The sequence below is a fragment of the Bradyrhizobium guangzhouense genome (genome assembly GCF_004114955.1).
In the GTDB taxonomy this organism is placed as follows: domain Bacteria; phylum Pseudomonadota; class Alphaproteobacteria; order Rhizobiales; family Xanthobacteraceae; genus Bradyrhizobium; species Bradyrhizobium guangzhouense.
Map to the genome: position 1 here is coordinate 6,185,680 of NZ_CP030053.1, position 15,064 is coordinate 6,200,743.

The 15,064-nt window shown below is 55.1% G+C and carries 11 protein-coding genes; 1 reads left to right on the forward strand and 10 read right to left on the reverse strand.

The features are described 5' to 3' along the window. Nucleotides 1–211: 211 nt before the first annotated feature. The 6 genes from XH91_RS29475 to XH91_RS29500 all read right to left on the reverse strand — a co-directional run bounded on the left by XH91_RS29475 (nucleotide 212) and on the right by XH91_RS29500 (nucleotide 7,806). Nucleotides 212–1,288, reverse strand: a complete 1,077-nt coding sequence (locus tag XH91_RS29475) for a DNA cytosine methyltransferase (RefSeq protein WP_206736845.1) — start codon at nucleotides 1,286–1,288, stop codon at nucleotides 212–214. Beyond that, complete coding sequence (locus tag XH91_RS29480; RefSeq protein ID WP_128953846.1) at nucleotides 1,285–3,066, reverse strand: ATP-dependent nuclease; 1,782 nt, start codon at nucleotides 3,064–3,066, stop codon at nucleotides 1,285–1,287. The genes XH91_RS29475 and XH91_RS29480 overlap by 4 nt, the downstream gene beginning before the upstream one ends. Nucleotides 3,067–3,608: 542 nt before the next feature. Further along, nucleotides 3,609–4,454, reverse strand: a complete 846-nt coding sequence (locus XH91_RS29485; protein ID WP_128953847.1) for a DUF4435 domain-containing protein — start codon at nucleotides 4,452–4,454, stop codon at nucleotides 3,609–3,611. Between the two features lies 1 nt (nucleotide 4,455). Beyond that, a complete protein-coding gene (locus XH91_RS29490; RefSeq protein WP_128953848.1) occupies nucleotides 4,456–5,781 on the reverse strand; it encodes an AAA family ATPase in 1,326 nt (441 codons plus the stop codon). A 107-nt stretch (nucleotides 5,782–5,888) separates the two neighbouring features. Continuing rightward, nucleotides 5,889–6,995 carry a pentapeptide repeat-containing protein gene (locus XH91_RS29495; protein WP_128953849.1) on the reverse strand — a complete coding sequence of 369 codons (1,107 nt, stop codon included), beginning with the start codon at nucleotides 6,993–6,995 and terminating at the stop codon, nucleotides 5,889–5,891. Further along, nucleotides 6,988–7,806, reverse strand: coding sequence for a hypothetical protein (locus tag XH91_RS29500; protein WP_128953850.1), 819 nt, complete (start codon nucleotides 7,804–7,806; stop codon nucleotides 6,988–6,990). The genes XH91_RS29495 and XH91_RS29500 overlap by 8 nt, the downstream gene beginning before the upstream one ends. Before the next feature lie 164 nt (nucleotides 7,807–7,970). Here XH91_RS29500 and XH91_RS29505 point away from each other — a divergent pair, with 164 nt between their 5' ends. Beyond that, nucleotides 7,971–8,699, forward strand: a complete 729-nt coding sequence (locus tag XH91_RS29505; protein WP_128953851.1) for a recombinase family protein — start codon at nucleotides 7,971–7,973, stop codon at nucleotides 8,697–8,699. Nucleotides 8,700–8,982: 283 nt separating this feature from the next. On the opposite strand, the gene XH91_RS29510 is transcribed toward XH91_RS29505, so the two are convergent. The 4 genes from XH91_RS29510 to XH91_RS29525 form a co-directional block, all read right to left on the reverse strand. Beyond that, nucleotides 8,983–10,938 (reverse strand): adenylate/guanylate cyclase domain-containing protein, encoded by a 1,956-nt coding sequence (locus XH91_RS29510; protein ID WP_128953852.1) that lies wholly within the window; start codon nucleotides 10,936–10,938, stop codon nucleotides 8,983–8,985. Nucleotides 10,939–10,983: 45 nt separating this feature from the next. Continuing rightward, entirely contained in the window at nucleotides 10,984–11,637 is a 654-nt protein-coding gene (locus XH91_RS29515; RefSeq protein ID WP_128953853.1) for a hypothetical protein, read from the reverse strand. 334 nt (nucleotides 11,638–11,971) lie between these two features. Next, nucleotides 11,972–13,384, reverse strand: a complete 1,413-nt coding sequence (locus XH91_RS29520; protein WP_128953854.1) for a hypothetical protein — start codon at nucleotides 13,382–13,384, stop codon at nucleotides 11,972–11,974. A gap of 1 nt (nucleotide 13,385) precedes the next feature. Further along, nucleotides 13,386–15,011 (reverse strand): tyrosine-type recombinase/integrase, encoded by a 1,626-nt coding sequence (locus tag XH91_RS29525; protein ID WP_128953855.1) that lies wholly within the window; start codon nucleotides 15,009–15,011, stop codon nucleotides 13,386–13,388. Nucleotides 15,012–15,064 lie beyond the last annotated feature (53 nt).

Sequence of the window (15,064 nt, forward strand, 5' to 3'; positions counted from 1 at the left end):
GGCGAATAACGAATAACGGTGAACGGCACGACAGAATTTTGTGGACTGTCACCGTAATCACAATTTGTGAGGAGCGCGCCAGACAATCAGCTCAGGCTTTGTGTCCTTCCCTTTGACCCGAGACATAAGAAGGCTTCGCTTGGGATCTACCCCTTCGAGCCTCGCCGCCATGAAACTCCCCAACCTCTGGGTCGAGCGCAAATCACCGTTCTCAAGCTTTCAAACGACGCTCCACAGACTTTGGCGAGAGCAAGCTGTATTTTTTTGCATGCAGCAAGAAGCATTTGCCAATCTGCCTGGCCATTAGCGGCGGCACCGCGTTCCCTACTTGCTCGGCCTTAGATGAGGCCGTACCGACAAACCTGTACTTGCGAGGAAACGTCTGCAGGCAGGCAGCTTCGCGGATCGTGATGGCTCGGTGTTGTTCTGGATGACCAAACCGACCGTTTGAATAGCTTATACATCGCGTCGTAAGCCCGGACGCTGGACGGTCCCATGCTAGACGTCCGTAGACATCAGAGTGCCCGTCGTGCCCCCGATGGCAGTCGAGCCAAAGCTCGTCAGGCCAGCTTTCTCTCCCTCCGCCTTCAGGTGTAGCGACAATCCTCCGCATATTGGTGTCGGAGAGCGTGGCGGCCCAGTGATCAGGATCGCGAGGATGCACCGCTCCCGCATTCACTCGCGGAAGATCGCCGATCCAATCGCGAACAGTAGCATAAGGCCGACGACCTGGCCCGTGGGTTGCTTTTGGTAACGCAATTGCGCTGTGCTTGCTTGCTATAAGAATTAGGCGATCTCTCTTCTGGGGTACTCCAAACCACAGAGCCGGCAGCACTCCCATGGATGTGCTGTAGTTGTGTTGTTTGAGAAACTGAACGAACGAGTAGAGAGGTCCATCCTCCCCCTCGCTCACGCGCTGCATGCCTGGCACGTTTTCCACGAGTATAAAGTCCGGCAACCAGCGATCGACAAAGCGCTCAAACTCTGCCAAGAGCGTCCGTCGCGGATCGTCGGACGTCATATGACGATTTTGCTTAGAAAATGGCTGACATGGAGCACATCCGCTAAAAAGGATTGGGCGAGTTCGACCAACGAAAAGCGGAGCGAGTGCTTCAACAGAGATCTGGCGGATGTCTCGTTCAATAAATCTGGCGTTCGGAAAGTTGGCCCGAAAAGTAGCCGATGCGCTCGGATCATTGTCGAGCCCAAGCACGATCTGAAGGCCGGCCTGCTCCAAGCCGGTGCTGGTTCCTCCACATCCAGAGAAAAAGTCGACCACGTCAATCACGAGGATCTCTCAACAGCTTTTCTGGCCAATTCTCTAATCGCTTCGAATACCGGGTGACTCGTCGGGATCGTAGCCAATCGTCTCCTTTGCGTAGACAAGATGTCGTTCCCGTCAAGCGGCTGAAAATGCGCCAGAGCCAAATCTTGACGTGTCAAGTCATCAAATGCCTTCTTGAAGTCATTGTTTATCACCTGAGGTTCAATTCCGGTTTTTTGCATGTTTGTCCAGATGAACTCCTCTGGCGAACTGACGGGCAGATACTGAACACAATTGCGACTCCAGTCGACAATTGTGCGGACCGCATTTTCGATCTGGGTTTGATTTCCACCGCTGTCGCCCCCATCAACGTTTATCTTGATAGTCGTGCCAGCAACCTCGCGCAGCTGCTTGTGCAACTGAGGGAAATCGTGGGCCGAAACGGTGTTGGCGGGCGGGAGCGGCTTTACTGGCGATTTGTCGCCATCGAGCAACACAACAACGTCCTTTCGTCCTTCGGCCGAAAACACCGGCACGTAATGTCCCCATATCGTTTCCGCACCACCTGGAAAAAATCTAGTCTGGAATTGGCTAGCAAAGGCTTCATCGAAGGAAAGCGCTCGATGGACAAGATGCTCCGCCAAGATGTCTTCGACAACAATCTGTATGCGGCCAGCTATCGGCTCCCCAATATGGAAGAACGCCTCATTAGCGGCAGCTTTCTGACTAGGGATGATGTTCTTTCCTGTCTTGTGATCGACTAAGATTACTTTGATGGCTTCTGGTGGCAGATGCCGGATGATGGCCGGGGAGTGGGTCGAGACGACGACCTGATGCTTGTGTTTCTTGATCTGCTCGAAAACAAATTCGACCAGCCTTTCCTGCGCACCTGGGTGCAATGAGACCTCCGGTTCATCCAATAGGATCAAAGAGGTCGGCTTCGCACCTAGGATGTCAATGACGAGCCGTACAACAGCGAACTCGCCACTGCCTGCAAAAGCCTCCGTGTAATTCAGAGCAGAGGTCTTGAGCACACATGTCGCTCCGGCCACGTTAAAGAACGTGTGACGTAACCACCTAATCTCCGTATAGGTCCGACCTAGTATTTTGGAGACAGCAGCAACTTCGGCGGGACTGAGGCTCCTATTCTCCTGAATTCTCTCCGAGCCGTGCCAGCTGTACGTCGTGAGGTTGTAGGAGATCGCCCTCTTCAGAAGCGGGGATCGGCGCCTTATAAATTCTTTGCGGTCTTGAAAGTTGGAGCCTGCACCGTAGTAAAAACTTCGATCATAGGCACTCAAGGTTTGCCGAAAGTCGATGTAGACGACCGGTTTATCTATCGTATCCCATCGAGTTTTTCCTTTGTTACCCGGCGCCGCAGCGGGATCGAAAGGCTCCATATCGTAGCGCCTGATCGGACGCGATGGCTCCCAATAATCCGGATTGTTCTGAATGTTCACGCGTGTCTTTAGAACCTCGACAATTTTTTGAACGCCGGGATGAAGATAACCGTAGACGAAGCACGGCTTGTCGTTCCCTCGGTCGCTAATCTCGTCGGTGCTCGTTGAAAACCAATAGAGCCCAAGACTGCTTTGCCCTGGCGTGCTCTGGATGGCTCGCAAAACCGAACTTTTGTTCGTCCCGTTCATGCCAACGATGGCAGTAAAGGGAAACAGGAAATCGATCCGAGTATTCTGTTCCAAATTGCGGAAATAGGGGAACCTGATGTGCCGGACGAACGGCTCCAGTTTGTTCGTCAACATAAGCTGACGGACGGCTTCCCTATCCGACTCGAAGGTCATTGGTTTTCCCCCCGCGAGAAATAGCGGGAAGCAACTTAAAGCAGCAAGCCAATTTCGGTTTGTTCTGTGGATGAGCGCTCTTGTCGTAGCGGCTATCTAAATCGCTACCCAAGAGGGTCGGACAAATCAGGTACGATGCTAAGAGTTTGAAATCATTGGTACAGTTGGGTGGGTACCGCCAATAGCCAGCTTCGGCTTTGAAAAACTTGACGAATTTGCGCTCTCTCGCGCCGGCTTTGTAGCAGCCTTTTGTATTTGCGCAAGACGATGCCAACGATACCCCGACAGCGCCGACGTTGATTTCGTTCCCAATCAAGCCAACGTGGGCAGCGTTTGGGATGACAAAACTATGCAACCGGCATTCTCAATCCCGAAGCGTCAACCTTACGTCTTTCGCACGCATTGAACCTGAAATGGCTCCGACCGACGCAGGTTTTTGCCTCACGAGCCTTCACATAAGCAGCAGCCGCGGCGGCCAAAATCCAGTCTCTGAGAACGAAACGAGGGGGACGGCACGTCTTTCGCGATTTGTGAGCCCCAGCTCAATGCAAAATACGAAATGGATCGTTACGTTGCTCCCAAGCCCTAATCTCCGCGTAAACTTTTGTCTTCGAGAAATCCTCGCGTGAGAAACCTAGGCGCAACTTCGACTCAAGCTCTGGCACCGAACAGTGAACGGCGTTTCTCGAACCGATCACGGATTGAAGTGCAACCCCTAGCGCAGCGATGAGATCGTGACCGCAAACAAGGTGATTTAGGTCCACCTCTGCAAAAGTGAAGTTCGTTATGAACGCTTTCGCCTCATCGAGCCCCGTGTGCTTGTTCGAGTGATCAAATACTTCTTTGACAATTTCGTCCAAATCAATCTCGAGCTTCCTCCCGAGGAACCTATACTTCAAGCCCTTGAATTTGAGATTAGCGTTCGTCTTCTGCGAGTACAGCCTCAAGCAACCAAGTTGCGAGCAGGCGTGGATAAGAAAGGCACGAACGGTTGTCGTCTGCTGAAGCTTCTTAATTTTATCTTTCGAGCCGTCTTCAATCAGGAGTCGATCCAAGGCGGAGGAATTGAACAGAACAACTTCGAAATCGTGGAAATCACTCTGAACAATATTCGGGGACGTAAAAGTCGTTTCAAGTATAGCCGCAAAATCAGCATCAACGATTGCGAGTACACCTCGAAGACCGCTTTGATCGACCAAATCGATGGTCAGCAGAACATTTTCCTTCCCAAAACAGTTCACCAGGTTGCTTATGTCGACCTCCAGCAAACCTTCAAAGAGCCGGACATCAGAGTCGCCTTCTAGCAAGACAATTGACGACTCTGGGGTCTGTGTTCGCAGGAACAACACTTCGGCAGCCAGTGCTTCAGGCGTAATATCTTCGAACATGCTATTTCGAGGCCGGTGCTTTGAGAGTTTCGATCAAACCCAAGCTACCGCTTGCTAGTTGCGGCGAATGCGTCGCCAAAATTACGTCCATCGGAGCAAGCGAGATGATCTGCTTCAGGTCAGGCAGCACATGTTTCTGCCAAGCGATGTGAAGGGATATCTCCGGCTCATCGATCAACAGCAGAGAGTTTGGCTTAGTCTTGAAAAGCAGCTCGTAGATCAACACCAGCTCGTGCTGTTCTCCAGAGGACAGATCATTTGGCTCCAGCGACTCTCCTCTGAAGTCGATCAGCACGAAGCCCTTGTCCTTGTCCAAAGCGAGCTGCTTGAATTGAAAGCGCCTATTGATAATGCCCAAAAAGGTTTCGATTTTCGCCAATAGCTCGTTGAAGACTTCCAGCTTTTGAACGGAGTCAAACAAGTAAAGCGTCAAGATGCGACGGGTGTTGTGGTCGAACGCAACAGGGGACAACACCGTGTCTTCTTCACCTTTGTCCAGCAGACCTGCTTTCCGCAAGCGGGCACGGAGCTTTAGCAAATCTGCCAACCTCGCGCGGAGCGGGCCTTCCGGCAACGGCTTGAACGTACCCTTACCGCGAGCCAATAGGCGATTGGGGAAAGTTTGATCCAAGGATTGGGTTATGGCTGCCGATTGTTGGATTGCGTTTTTGATCGCTTGCGACACATCCTGAGAGAAGGTGAGAACAGCAGGTATGAAGTCGATTTTTGCATCCGGACGACTACTCGTGCGATCTGAACGCACCATCAAACGCTGTGTGTCTATCAGGCGGCAGTCAAATAGTTGACGCGTTTCTTCGATCCTCTTAGGCAGAGATGCCCTGTGCGCACGCGGATAAAAATGGGCGAAGCGTTCCCAAGCCTCTGCTGGGTCAAGAACCTGTCCCGTTCTAGGATCACGAAGCAGGCGACCATCGGAAACGGCGATGTCGTATCTCAGCCGCTCTGGAAGATCCTCCAAGTTTTTCTGATCCCACGGCGACCATCTTTCAAGCTCTCCGCCGTCTAAATCAAAATAAAGGTCATAGCGTCGTTCATAGGGGCGGCGCCTGTCGTTCGTCTCAACTGTAGTTTGCTCAATCCGGACGGATCTTCCATCGCTGAAGATGAAACGAGCTACAGAAAATTCGTACTGTCGAAATACGAGAAGCGAGCCTCCAAAAAAACCCGCGATCATCTTTAGAACGGCCGTTTTACCGAACCCGTTCGGCGCATGAATGATTGTTATGCGCTCTTTGGTTCTGAACGTAATGCGGTGATTGAAGAGGCCAAAAAGGCCATCGACTTCGAAATAAGAAAGCTGGATCAATTTGCAGCACCCTCAGCCCGTCCTAGAACCTTTCTTCAACACGGCACAAGAGAAAGCAAGCTGCAATGCAACCAAATCACTACGACCTTGTGAGCAGAACTTCCTCCTTACCCACCTCTAGCCACCGCCTTGCTCAGCTCTCGGGTAAGCTCCCGTTTGAACTCGACTAGCGGCTTCCCAACCCACTCTGCCATCCATTGCGTCATAGTTTCATCGATGTGAATGCGGCCACCAGACGCCACACCTATGCGCCGAACTAACCGCCCAATGTCTTCCTCGGCAGTCAAAGGCTCGCCGATAGAATAACGGGGGATCGCAACGCGCCGCCAATGAAGCCCTTTGCCGCGCAGATACTCCGGTTGCCAATTGGATGAGCAAAGAAAAATGAGGTACAGTCGGCCAGAGATGTTTTCACGGAGCTGCTCGTAAAATCGCTTCGAGATGGGTGGGAAACCAGAAAAAATGAGCATGCTCCTGTCCTTGGCCCTGCTCCCATTCAAGACACGCATCTCTAGCTCTCTCCGGAGACCCCGAACGAATTCGCTCCGCATCTGATCATAGGTGCCTGGATGAACCCCGTCGCGGATGCGCTCTATGGCAGACTGATTGGCCCTGTATGGATAGATCCCGATATCTGCGGACTTGTTACTCGAACGCAGGGTTTCGAAGAACGACTTATCTAGCGAGGCGGGGTTCAGCTTGAATTGAGAGCGCTCTGCTTTCGAGTAAAACCAAAGCAGCTTCGTCCCAGAGGCGTGAGCATTGAAGCCTTCTTGTACATGCGAACCATCGCCGAAATGGGCACACACACGCTTAGTTAGCAGATCCTGCTCCGCGGCCGTGTGGTAAAATGCCAATACTGGCGAGGCGTGATTTTCAGTGACCGACTGAAAGATTTGATTGATGGCCCAATCGGCGTTTTGGTAACGCGAGATTGCAGTGAGCACTTCTACAAGTGGGCCAACAGGACTTCCGGTCGCGGAGCCGTCCACGCCAATGATGCTTCGGCACCTCACTTTCGTGAGGTTAGCTCCACTTAGTTCGGCTCCAGTCAAATTGAGCGTATCAGCCTTCAAGGCACCAAAATCGACGCCCGTCAGATCACAATTTTGCAGATCTATAGCCGGATCGATGCCGAAACGCTCTGCGAGCCTGCCAAAATCCTCTTCTTCAGTCTCCAACAGTGCAAATAGCGCCCTCAATGAGTCAGTCATCGCTCTTCACATCGCCTGCGAGCACTGAAGTCCAGCCTACGATTGATGACACGCCGGCTTTCTCGGTTGCTTGGTTGATTTCTCGGAGATGCTTGGCCAACAACACTTTCGCAATAGCAGTTTGGTTCGGAGACTTTTTGAAGCGGTCAATGAACGAAGCAGGAGCTTCGACATCTATCAAGACAATATCCTTCGGCAAAAACGTGAGGCGTCCTTCCACCTTTACGCTTCGTGATGTAACGCGCAATTTGCAGAGTGCCTCATCGCCGGCGTAACGCGATTGCATATAGTCATCCACCACCGCAGAGAACCGCCAGCGATTTCCTGACATCGCTACGACCGGCTCCTCACGCAAATCCGCGGTTTGAGTTTCAGTTGTCGCAGCTCGGCTATCCTTCGCAGCTCCGACGCTAAAAGCTAGACTACCTTCGCCCCGCGCAGACGCCGTTCCCTTAACACCCACTCCCAGAGAGCCCTTGCCGCTGGTGTGGCTACTCGCAACAGACGCTTGCGTATGCTGAACATGGGTCTTTGCAGAACTGGGTTTTCTATCGCCGAACCGATGCGCTGCAGGATCAACTTCACAGCCGTTGAGTTCCAAACCCAACGTCGCTCGCGCCAAACCAATCTCCACCGATTTCGACCAGTCTTCCGAAGAGACTGTCATAGTGCCAAAGCGAACATCAGCACCAAGCAGAAAGTCTTGCTCATTGGCGCCTTGAGGCACAAACAGAGCGACCTCAAGCAGTTCACCGCATCCCGCTTGCGCGATTTGCTCTAGCACAATTGGTTTCGGCTTCTTCGAGGCCACTGCTGCCCCCTCGGCCACAGGTTGTGGGACATGAGAGTATAAGACCACTGCGCAAAGAAAAGAGGCCCGGAACATAGTCATCGGAACGCGGGCGTCGGCAGATTGACAGCCAAGCCGATTGTATCTATTTCTCAGGAATAAGATACGAAAGAGGCACGCAAGTCATGGTAAAATCGTCCAAATCTGTCAAGGCATTTGCCTATCTGAGGACCTCATCAGCGGCGAACATTGGCGAGGACAAGGACAGCGGCCGTAGGCAGCTCCAAGCCATCGAAGCCTTCGCAAGACGCAGCGGTATCGAGTTGGTCGGGACCTACCATGATGAGGCTGTGAAGGGTTCTGACCCTATCGACACTCGCCCCGGCTTCGCTGGTATGCTTGAGGCCTTAGAAGCTAACGGCACCAAGACCATAATCGTCGAGACGGCCAATCGCTTCGCGCGTGACCTGATGGTGCAGGAGGTTGGCTTCGCGATGCTGAAGGCCAGAGGCTTCGACTTGATCGCCGCCGATAGCCCTACGTCGTTCCTGGACGACACGCCCACCGCACGGCTTATCAGACAGGTGCTCGGAGCCATCTCAGAATTTGAGAAGGCGATGCTCGTGGCTAAACTGAAAGGTGCTCGGGATCGGAAGCGTCGCACCGGATTGAAGGTCGAGGGACGCAAGTCCATTGGCGAGGAACGCCCCGAGACGGTTGAGCTTGCCCGCAGGCTGGCCCGCACGAGGCCGAAGGGTGGCAAACGGTCACTCAGGGAAATCTCGACCGCGCTTGCAGAGGCTGGGCACACCACGAAGACAGGAAGACCGTACGCTCCAACGGCAATCAAGCTGATGCTCGCACGGGCCTCTGGACGCGTCATCAGCGACACAGCGGAGGGACAAGGCAAATGAGCCCCCTCTGGTCGCAGCGGTGTTCAGCGCGCTCAGTCTGGTCTTCCGGCCATGGCAGGCAGACGACTGAAAAGAGCGCCGTTGAGGCTCCCTTGATGAGCCTCTCCGAAGGCACTGGATCCTAAATCGGCCAAGCCGGCGCCCCCATTTCAAAATCTTCGGCTTCAAGGGGCAAGCCGCCGCCGAGGTTCACAGGGCGCGTGGTCGCCACAGGAAGCAACGTCGTCCACGGGATCACTCGGGCAAGCCCCCTATTCGAAGCCCCTGAAGCGGGGTGTAGCGGCTATTCTGGGAGCCCAACTTCTCGGAATGCTCGAGCCATGCGCTCAAGCCAAGCGGTATCCTTTGTCAGGCACAGCTGAAGAGTGTCTCTGACCGTCAAATCTGGACGAAAGCGCAGCATTTTTGACAGCGCATCGCGGGCCTCGATCATTCGTCCTGCCGGGACAGCGTTGATGACTAAGTATGCGAGCGTGTACATGAGCGGGTGTGCTTCGACGGCCTTCATGGCCCACTGAAAGCCTGTCTCGTACTGCTCCAGAGCGTTATAGGCACACGCAAGGCCAGTCCAAGCGTAGGCTTGGTGTGGGTCGAGAGGATCAAGTCTGAGAACCCTCATGAAACATTCGATAGCCGCTTCCGCCTCACCATAATTGATCGACACCCAGCCTCTCGACATCCAACAGTAGCCATGACTGGGGTTCAGGGTCACGGCACGATCAGCAAGCTCCTTCGCCAAGTCATACTGTTGGCCGATGAAAGACAGGATATGAGCCGCTCTCGCCAACGCATGAGCGTCCTCGTGAGGCAGCGTAGCTACCTTCTGGGCCAACCCGAGTGCCTCGGACCGAACTTCCGGTGGGATGGGTGAGCCGTAGGAAATGTGTTGAAAGCAGAGGGTATAGCCAGCCATCGCGTAAGCAGCCGCGTAACCGGGGTCTAAGGTAAAAGCCTGAACAAAAAGACGGTATGCCTCTTCGAAACGCCGCTCATACCGTTGCAAGGCCATGCCCTTGACGTAAAGCTCATAGGCATCAAGGTCCGTTGTCGGCTTTGTTCTTACTCGTTCGAGTTCAGCCTTCTCTACCCAAAGAGAAACTGAGTTGACAATCTTGGCGGTCAGCGCATCTTGAAGATCGAAAATATCGCCGATGTCACCATCGAGCCTTTCGGCCCAAACATGCTTGTTGTGTGCCGCGTCGATCAGTTGAGCGGTGATCCGCAGACGGCCTCCAGCTCGCCTGATACTGCCTTCGAGTACATATCGAACTCCGAGTTCGCGTCCGACATGCCGTACATCGACGGACTTGCCCTTGAATGTGAAGCTCGAATTTCGGGCAATTACGAACAAGGTCGTGAACCGGGAGAGCGCGGTGATGATGTCCTCCGCCATACCGTCAGCGAAGTATTCCTGCTCGGGATCACCGCTCATGTTCTGGAAGGGCAACACGGCCAATGAGGGCTTGTCAGGCAGCGGGAGGGTGCCTGAGTGTTCGACCGTTGGCCCGACATCCACTACTGATCCAATCTGATAAACTCTGATCGGCTCGTCGATGTTCTTCACCTGTTGCGAACCGAGGTCTGTAAAGGTCAGCGGCAGGACTTTCCTCACTTGGTCGTAAGCAGCCCCCGAAATGCACACGGTGCCCGCCTTGGCTAACGTCTGCAGCCGTGCCGCAATGTTCACGCCGTCACCGAACAGGTCCCCTGCCCGCACCATCACGTCACCAATGTGGACACCCATGCGGAAGTTGATCCGCTTGTCGAACGGGACACCTGCGTTCGCTTCAGCCAGCGCTGCCTGAGCCTCCACCGCACACTGCACCGCATCCACTGCGCTCCCGAACTCAGCAAGAACGCTGTCGCCCGCCGTGTTGGCTATGCGGCCCCTGTTGTCACCAATGAGCTTGTCGAGGATCGTGCGTCGCTCGGTGAGCCCCTTTAGCGTGCCGACCTCATCGGTGCCCATGAGCCGACTGTAGCCCTCCACGTCCGCTGCGAAGACTGCGACGAGCTTACGGCTGACCTCGCCAAGGTCTGACATTCGCTGCCCCGATGCCACCTGTGTTGCAGGTAGTATCATTTCGCAGGCGGTAGAATGGCGCAAGGGTTCCCCGGCGAGCAGATGGCTGGAAGGATCGGACCCCTGCAATGTTCGCCGCCCTTCATGAGCCTCTCCGACACACCCGGATCCTATTTTGCCGCCCTGCCGCCCCCATTTCAAAATCTTCGGCTTCAAGGGGCTCGCCGTCGCCGAGGTGACAACAGTGCGAGCCCAGTCAGGCTAAGCTGCGGAAAACAGGTCGATGGCGGGAACGCCGAACTTTTCCGGACAATCACCGCTCTGAATGGAAAGGTAAGGACTGCGGCCTTTCAGCAGTTGCTGGACCTCCTGTTCACCGTACCCCAATTGAGCCATGTAGGTGTTCAGGCGCTTCCCAGAGGCGACGGCACGCGCCAAAAGCTGCTCAATGATGTCTCTGTCCGGATGCCGCGGCTCCAAATCAACGGCCAAATCAACATCGCCGACTTCCGGTGCATCGCTCGCATACGACCCGAACGCACGAACCCGCTTGACCCGGAAGACAAGCTCGTCTCGCTCGTTGATTTCAGTCACGCGCTCCAACATCTGTGCTACCAAGGCATCCGCTTTGGCCCGAGTGATCCGCTTAACGAACCGGGCTACACACAGGCGTGAACCAAGGGCTGTCAGGGAGTACTTTCCCCCAACTCCGCCGCCCTGCACTTCCTGCTTGGCCTCAATGAACCCGGCGTCGGCAATCGCTTGAAGAACGGTCTGGGCTTGGGCGGACGTGAGCCCCAAGTCGGCTTCTGCAGAAGCAGCGGTGATGTTGTGCCCTTGAGGGTAGTTTCGCAGGAAGTCGCGTATTTTGATCAAGGGAAGTCCGGCGAGGGTATCGTTCTTGCTGACATGCATGGTCGTTACGTCACCTCTGGGGTGCTTCTCGGAGGCCTTAGGAAGGCCCGTGGTTCAATTTTGGATACTGGGAGTCAACCAGCCGGGGCCGCAGGTGGAGGCTCAGGGGGGCCCTGCTCAGGCGGCTGAGCGTAGCACCCCACCCGGTCATTGACTTCTCGGGGTGCCTCGGGTCCACCGGAGCCGCAACCGACAACACTCCCAATGGTCATAAACTGATAAAACGTTTCCAGTGTACCTGTGTAGCTCCTCTGCCTTCTCTACCATCATCAATCACCATTCCCCCTCTCCCTTGTATCCCCCCTGTGGCTTCCCCTCTTGCCCCCCTGTCTTCTCAGGGAAGAGTTGGACGGTTGATTTTTAACAGAGGTGTTGCTTCCAACTGAGACCGAAACGTTTCCTTGAGTATCTCATGTGCTGTATCGGCTTTGTGGGCCGGTACGATCAGGCTGTCGTGGACGCTCAGGCTCGGTATCTGATGTTCCCTCTTCAACTGCAACATCGTCGTAATCATCACATTGCTTTCAAACCACATCAGACCCGCCCAGCCGTTGGTGGCATGGCGAAGTGGTTGGCCCCAAGTCTCAAGAGCGGGATACTTGGCAAGAGCCGCTTTCGTGATGGTTGAGACGCGGTGTTGCTTCAGCTCCGGGAACTTCTGAAGCATGCGCGGTGGCCATCGAACGATGGGTTTCGCATTGCCGAACGTAGCAACCATCCAAGCCTTCACTGAGCTGCGGTGCTCAGGCCCAAGGCCGGGCAGCTCATAAGGATCACCTTCGGGCAGCTGGACGCCACGCAAAGACAGGAAGATTGTGAGGTAGCTTGCCCGAATGTCTATCTCCGCGACCGGCTCACCATCGATAGTCATCTTCAGCCGTTTGTGACCGCTCATAACCTGGTAGCTGTCGGAGAAGTGCTGGCTATAGAGCCGCCCGCCCATGTTCCAAAAGAAGCTGGGATCATCGCCATTGTGGAAGATCCGCACGTAGCCATGGTGCTCACCACCGCGCAGCTTGTGTTGCGCGAAGAATTCGTTCAGCTCCCGCACATTGCCTTCGATAGCGCTGGTTATGCCATCTCTCTCGAACGGCATTGGCTTTCCCGGTGGCCTACTCGTCGCCCAGTAAGAGACTTCCTTGGCCGCTCGAAGCTCCAACACCACCTTCGGGAGGTCATACTCGAACTCGAAGTGATCATGCACGCTCGCAGGATTGACAGACCGTTCCTTCGAAAAGCACAGCAGAGCGGGTGTTGCACGAAAACGAGCCGCGAACTTTCCCCTGTCATCCCTGGAGACCTTGTGGCCGTCGATGTGTTCGAGCAGCGCGAGACGCTGGAAGCCATCCACGAGCTGCACGAAGGTTCGGAAGGAAACCTTGGCTCCCGTAAAGGACTTTGCGTGCATGCTTCGATAGACCCACGGGTTGGGGTCTGGCTCATTCTGGCCGTACGGCCGAAGAAGGTCCGCCAAGAACGCCCCAACGGCATACCTGAGTTTTTCCGTGGTGCTCTGCCGCTTGTTGGTTCGTGCACCCGTCGCAAGAGCATGCTCGTCCACCATGTTCGCTAAGGAGCTAACGAGCAGCTCGGCCTCTTCTGAGATGGGATGTGCGCGCAAGCGGGCGTGTTTCGCGGCTTGAAGTTCTTCTTGGTCGATTGAAGCTGAAGTCATTTCTTCCTGTCGTCGTGGATTTTCTTTGTTTGCCTGCGGTTGGTGCGCAAGCAGCCCCTGATGGACGACCAATTCATTCCAGAGAGTAGCGCGGGAACTTCTTTAGAGCGTCTGCCATCGCGGTCACATTGGGCGTCCCGTACTTCCGCCCTTCAGTGGCTTGTGTATGACCCGTGATGGCGTCGTTCATCTTCTCCGGTATCCCGGCTTCGTCAGCAATGCGCTTGAACGTGTGACGCCAAGCATGGTTCGGGCTGATGTGAGGATCATCGACACCCAACTCACGAACCCAAGTTCCCAGATGAGCGCGCGCGGTGTCAGACCGAGGCCGCGGGGGCTTCAGCGGATCTACAATGGGCCGTTGCGGTGTCTTGTCATTGTAGAACAGTGCACCCTTCCCAACCTGCTTGATCATCTCAATGAAACCTTGAGCAATCAGGTGTTCGTGGATGGGCACAACACGCGGCTTTCCGGTCTTGATCGTGCCGGCCTCGGGCGTCAGCTTCATTACGTAGAGGCCCTTACGATCCTCAATGTCGATCCCGCGCAACTGCGTGATTTCGCCCGGTCTTGCCCCGGAGTACGCACAAAGCCAAGGCACCCAGCGGCGAGTTCTCTCTGTGGGCGTGATAGGCTTCTCAATGGCCAAGCTGGCGTTGAGGATGATCTTTGCCTCAGCGTCCGTGAAGCTCCGGCCATCTTCTCGTGTCTGCGCCTTGCGCGGAACATCGACGCGAACTTCCTTGAACGGATTTTGTCCAATTTTCTTGTGCTCGCGCGCCCAGCCGAACACACGACGGGCAGAGGACAACCAAATCTCACGAACAGTTATGGCCTGACGTTCTTCGCCGATCAGGCCCCGTATCCAGTCGCGCGCAGCGTCCTCCGTGATGCCATTTGCGCCGACCTCGGCAAACTGGCGTTGCATCTCAAGGAACACGGCACGCCATCTGATCACCGTCTTGTCGGCGGGCTTGACCGCAAGGACGAACGCTTCAAACAATTCCCAGCAGCTCACGCCCGAAGCTCTCACGGGGCCATCGGTGAATGCCGGGAAAGTGTCCGGGTTGTCATCGCGTGAGTAGTCACCGCTCGCGCGCTTTTGCAGCACTGAGATAGCGGGCATCAAGTTGTCGCTTACGGCGTCCACGAACAGCGCATAGGCGGTCGAGTTGAGCGCCATTCCTTCGCCGGCTAGGAAGGTCGCTACGCGCGCCAGCTCGGCTACTTGCGGCCTCACCGCCTCGCGCACCTCCGGCTCCTTCGCCCACTCCCAATTACGATCAGCCTTGGAATTTTCGAGGAAGCTGTCGGGCGCCTCAGGATAGAGGACATTCCACGTGAGGTGGTCACCGAATTCCTTCCAGTATTTTACTGGACCGGGATTGGCCTCGTGTTGCCTCACGAACCAAACGTACCAGCGGCCTGCAAGAGCTATAGCGTTGAGACGAGTAAGCGGTTGACCCTCACCATTCTGCTGCGCTCGAAGCGCCGCGATGCGCGTTTCAATCTCGGCCAACCACTCGCCGTGCTGAGTCTTCGCGAAGGGAGCCGGAGTGCCTGCGGGGATGCGAAGCTGTGCTTCCCATCGGACCTTGTACAGGCGCGCGTACTCATCACGGACGTCGGCAGGGATGCTCTTGCGAGCAACGAAGCCGCCACCTTTTGCTCGAACCAGACCGACCATACGCAATGCCATTTGTAGCGCCTTTTGTATTTTGCAAGGCGCAAAAACGTCAGGTCTATCAGCAA

Excerpts from the sequence above, each read along its gene's own strand:
- XH91_RS29485 (WP_128953847.1), bottom strand. The coding sequence starts at position 4,454 with ATGTTCGAAGATATTACGCCTGAAGCACTGGCTGCCGAAGTGTTGTTC.
- XH91_RS29495 (WP_128953849.1), bottom strand. The coding sequence starts at position 6,995 with ATGACTGACTCATTGAGGGCGCTATTTGCACTGTTGGAGACTGAAGAA.
- XH91_RS29515 (WP_128953853.1), bottom strand. The coding sequence starts at position 11,637 with ATGCATGTCAGCAAGAACGATACCCTCGCCGGACTTCCCTTGATCAAA.
- XH91_RS29480 (WP_128953846.1), bottom strand. The coding sequence starts at position 3,066 with ATGACCTTCGAGTCGGATAGGGAAGCCGTCCGTCAGCTTATGTTGACG.
- XH91_RS29525 (WP_128953855.1), bottom strand. The coding sequence starts at position 15,011 with ATGGCATTGCGTATGGTCGGTCTGGTTCGAGCAAAAGGTGGCGGCTTC.
- XH91_RS29505 (WP_128953851.1), top strand. The coding sequence starts at position 7,971 with ATGGTAAAATCGTCCAAATCTGTCAAGGCATTTGCCTATCTGAGGACC.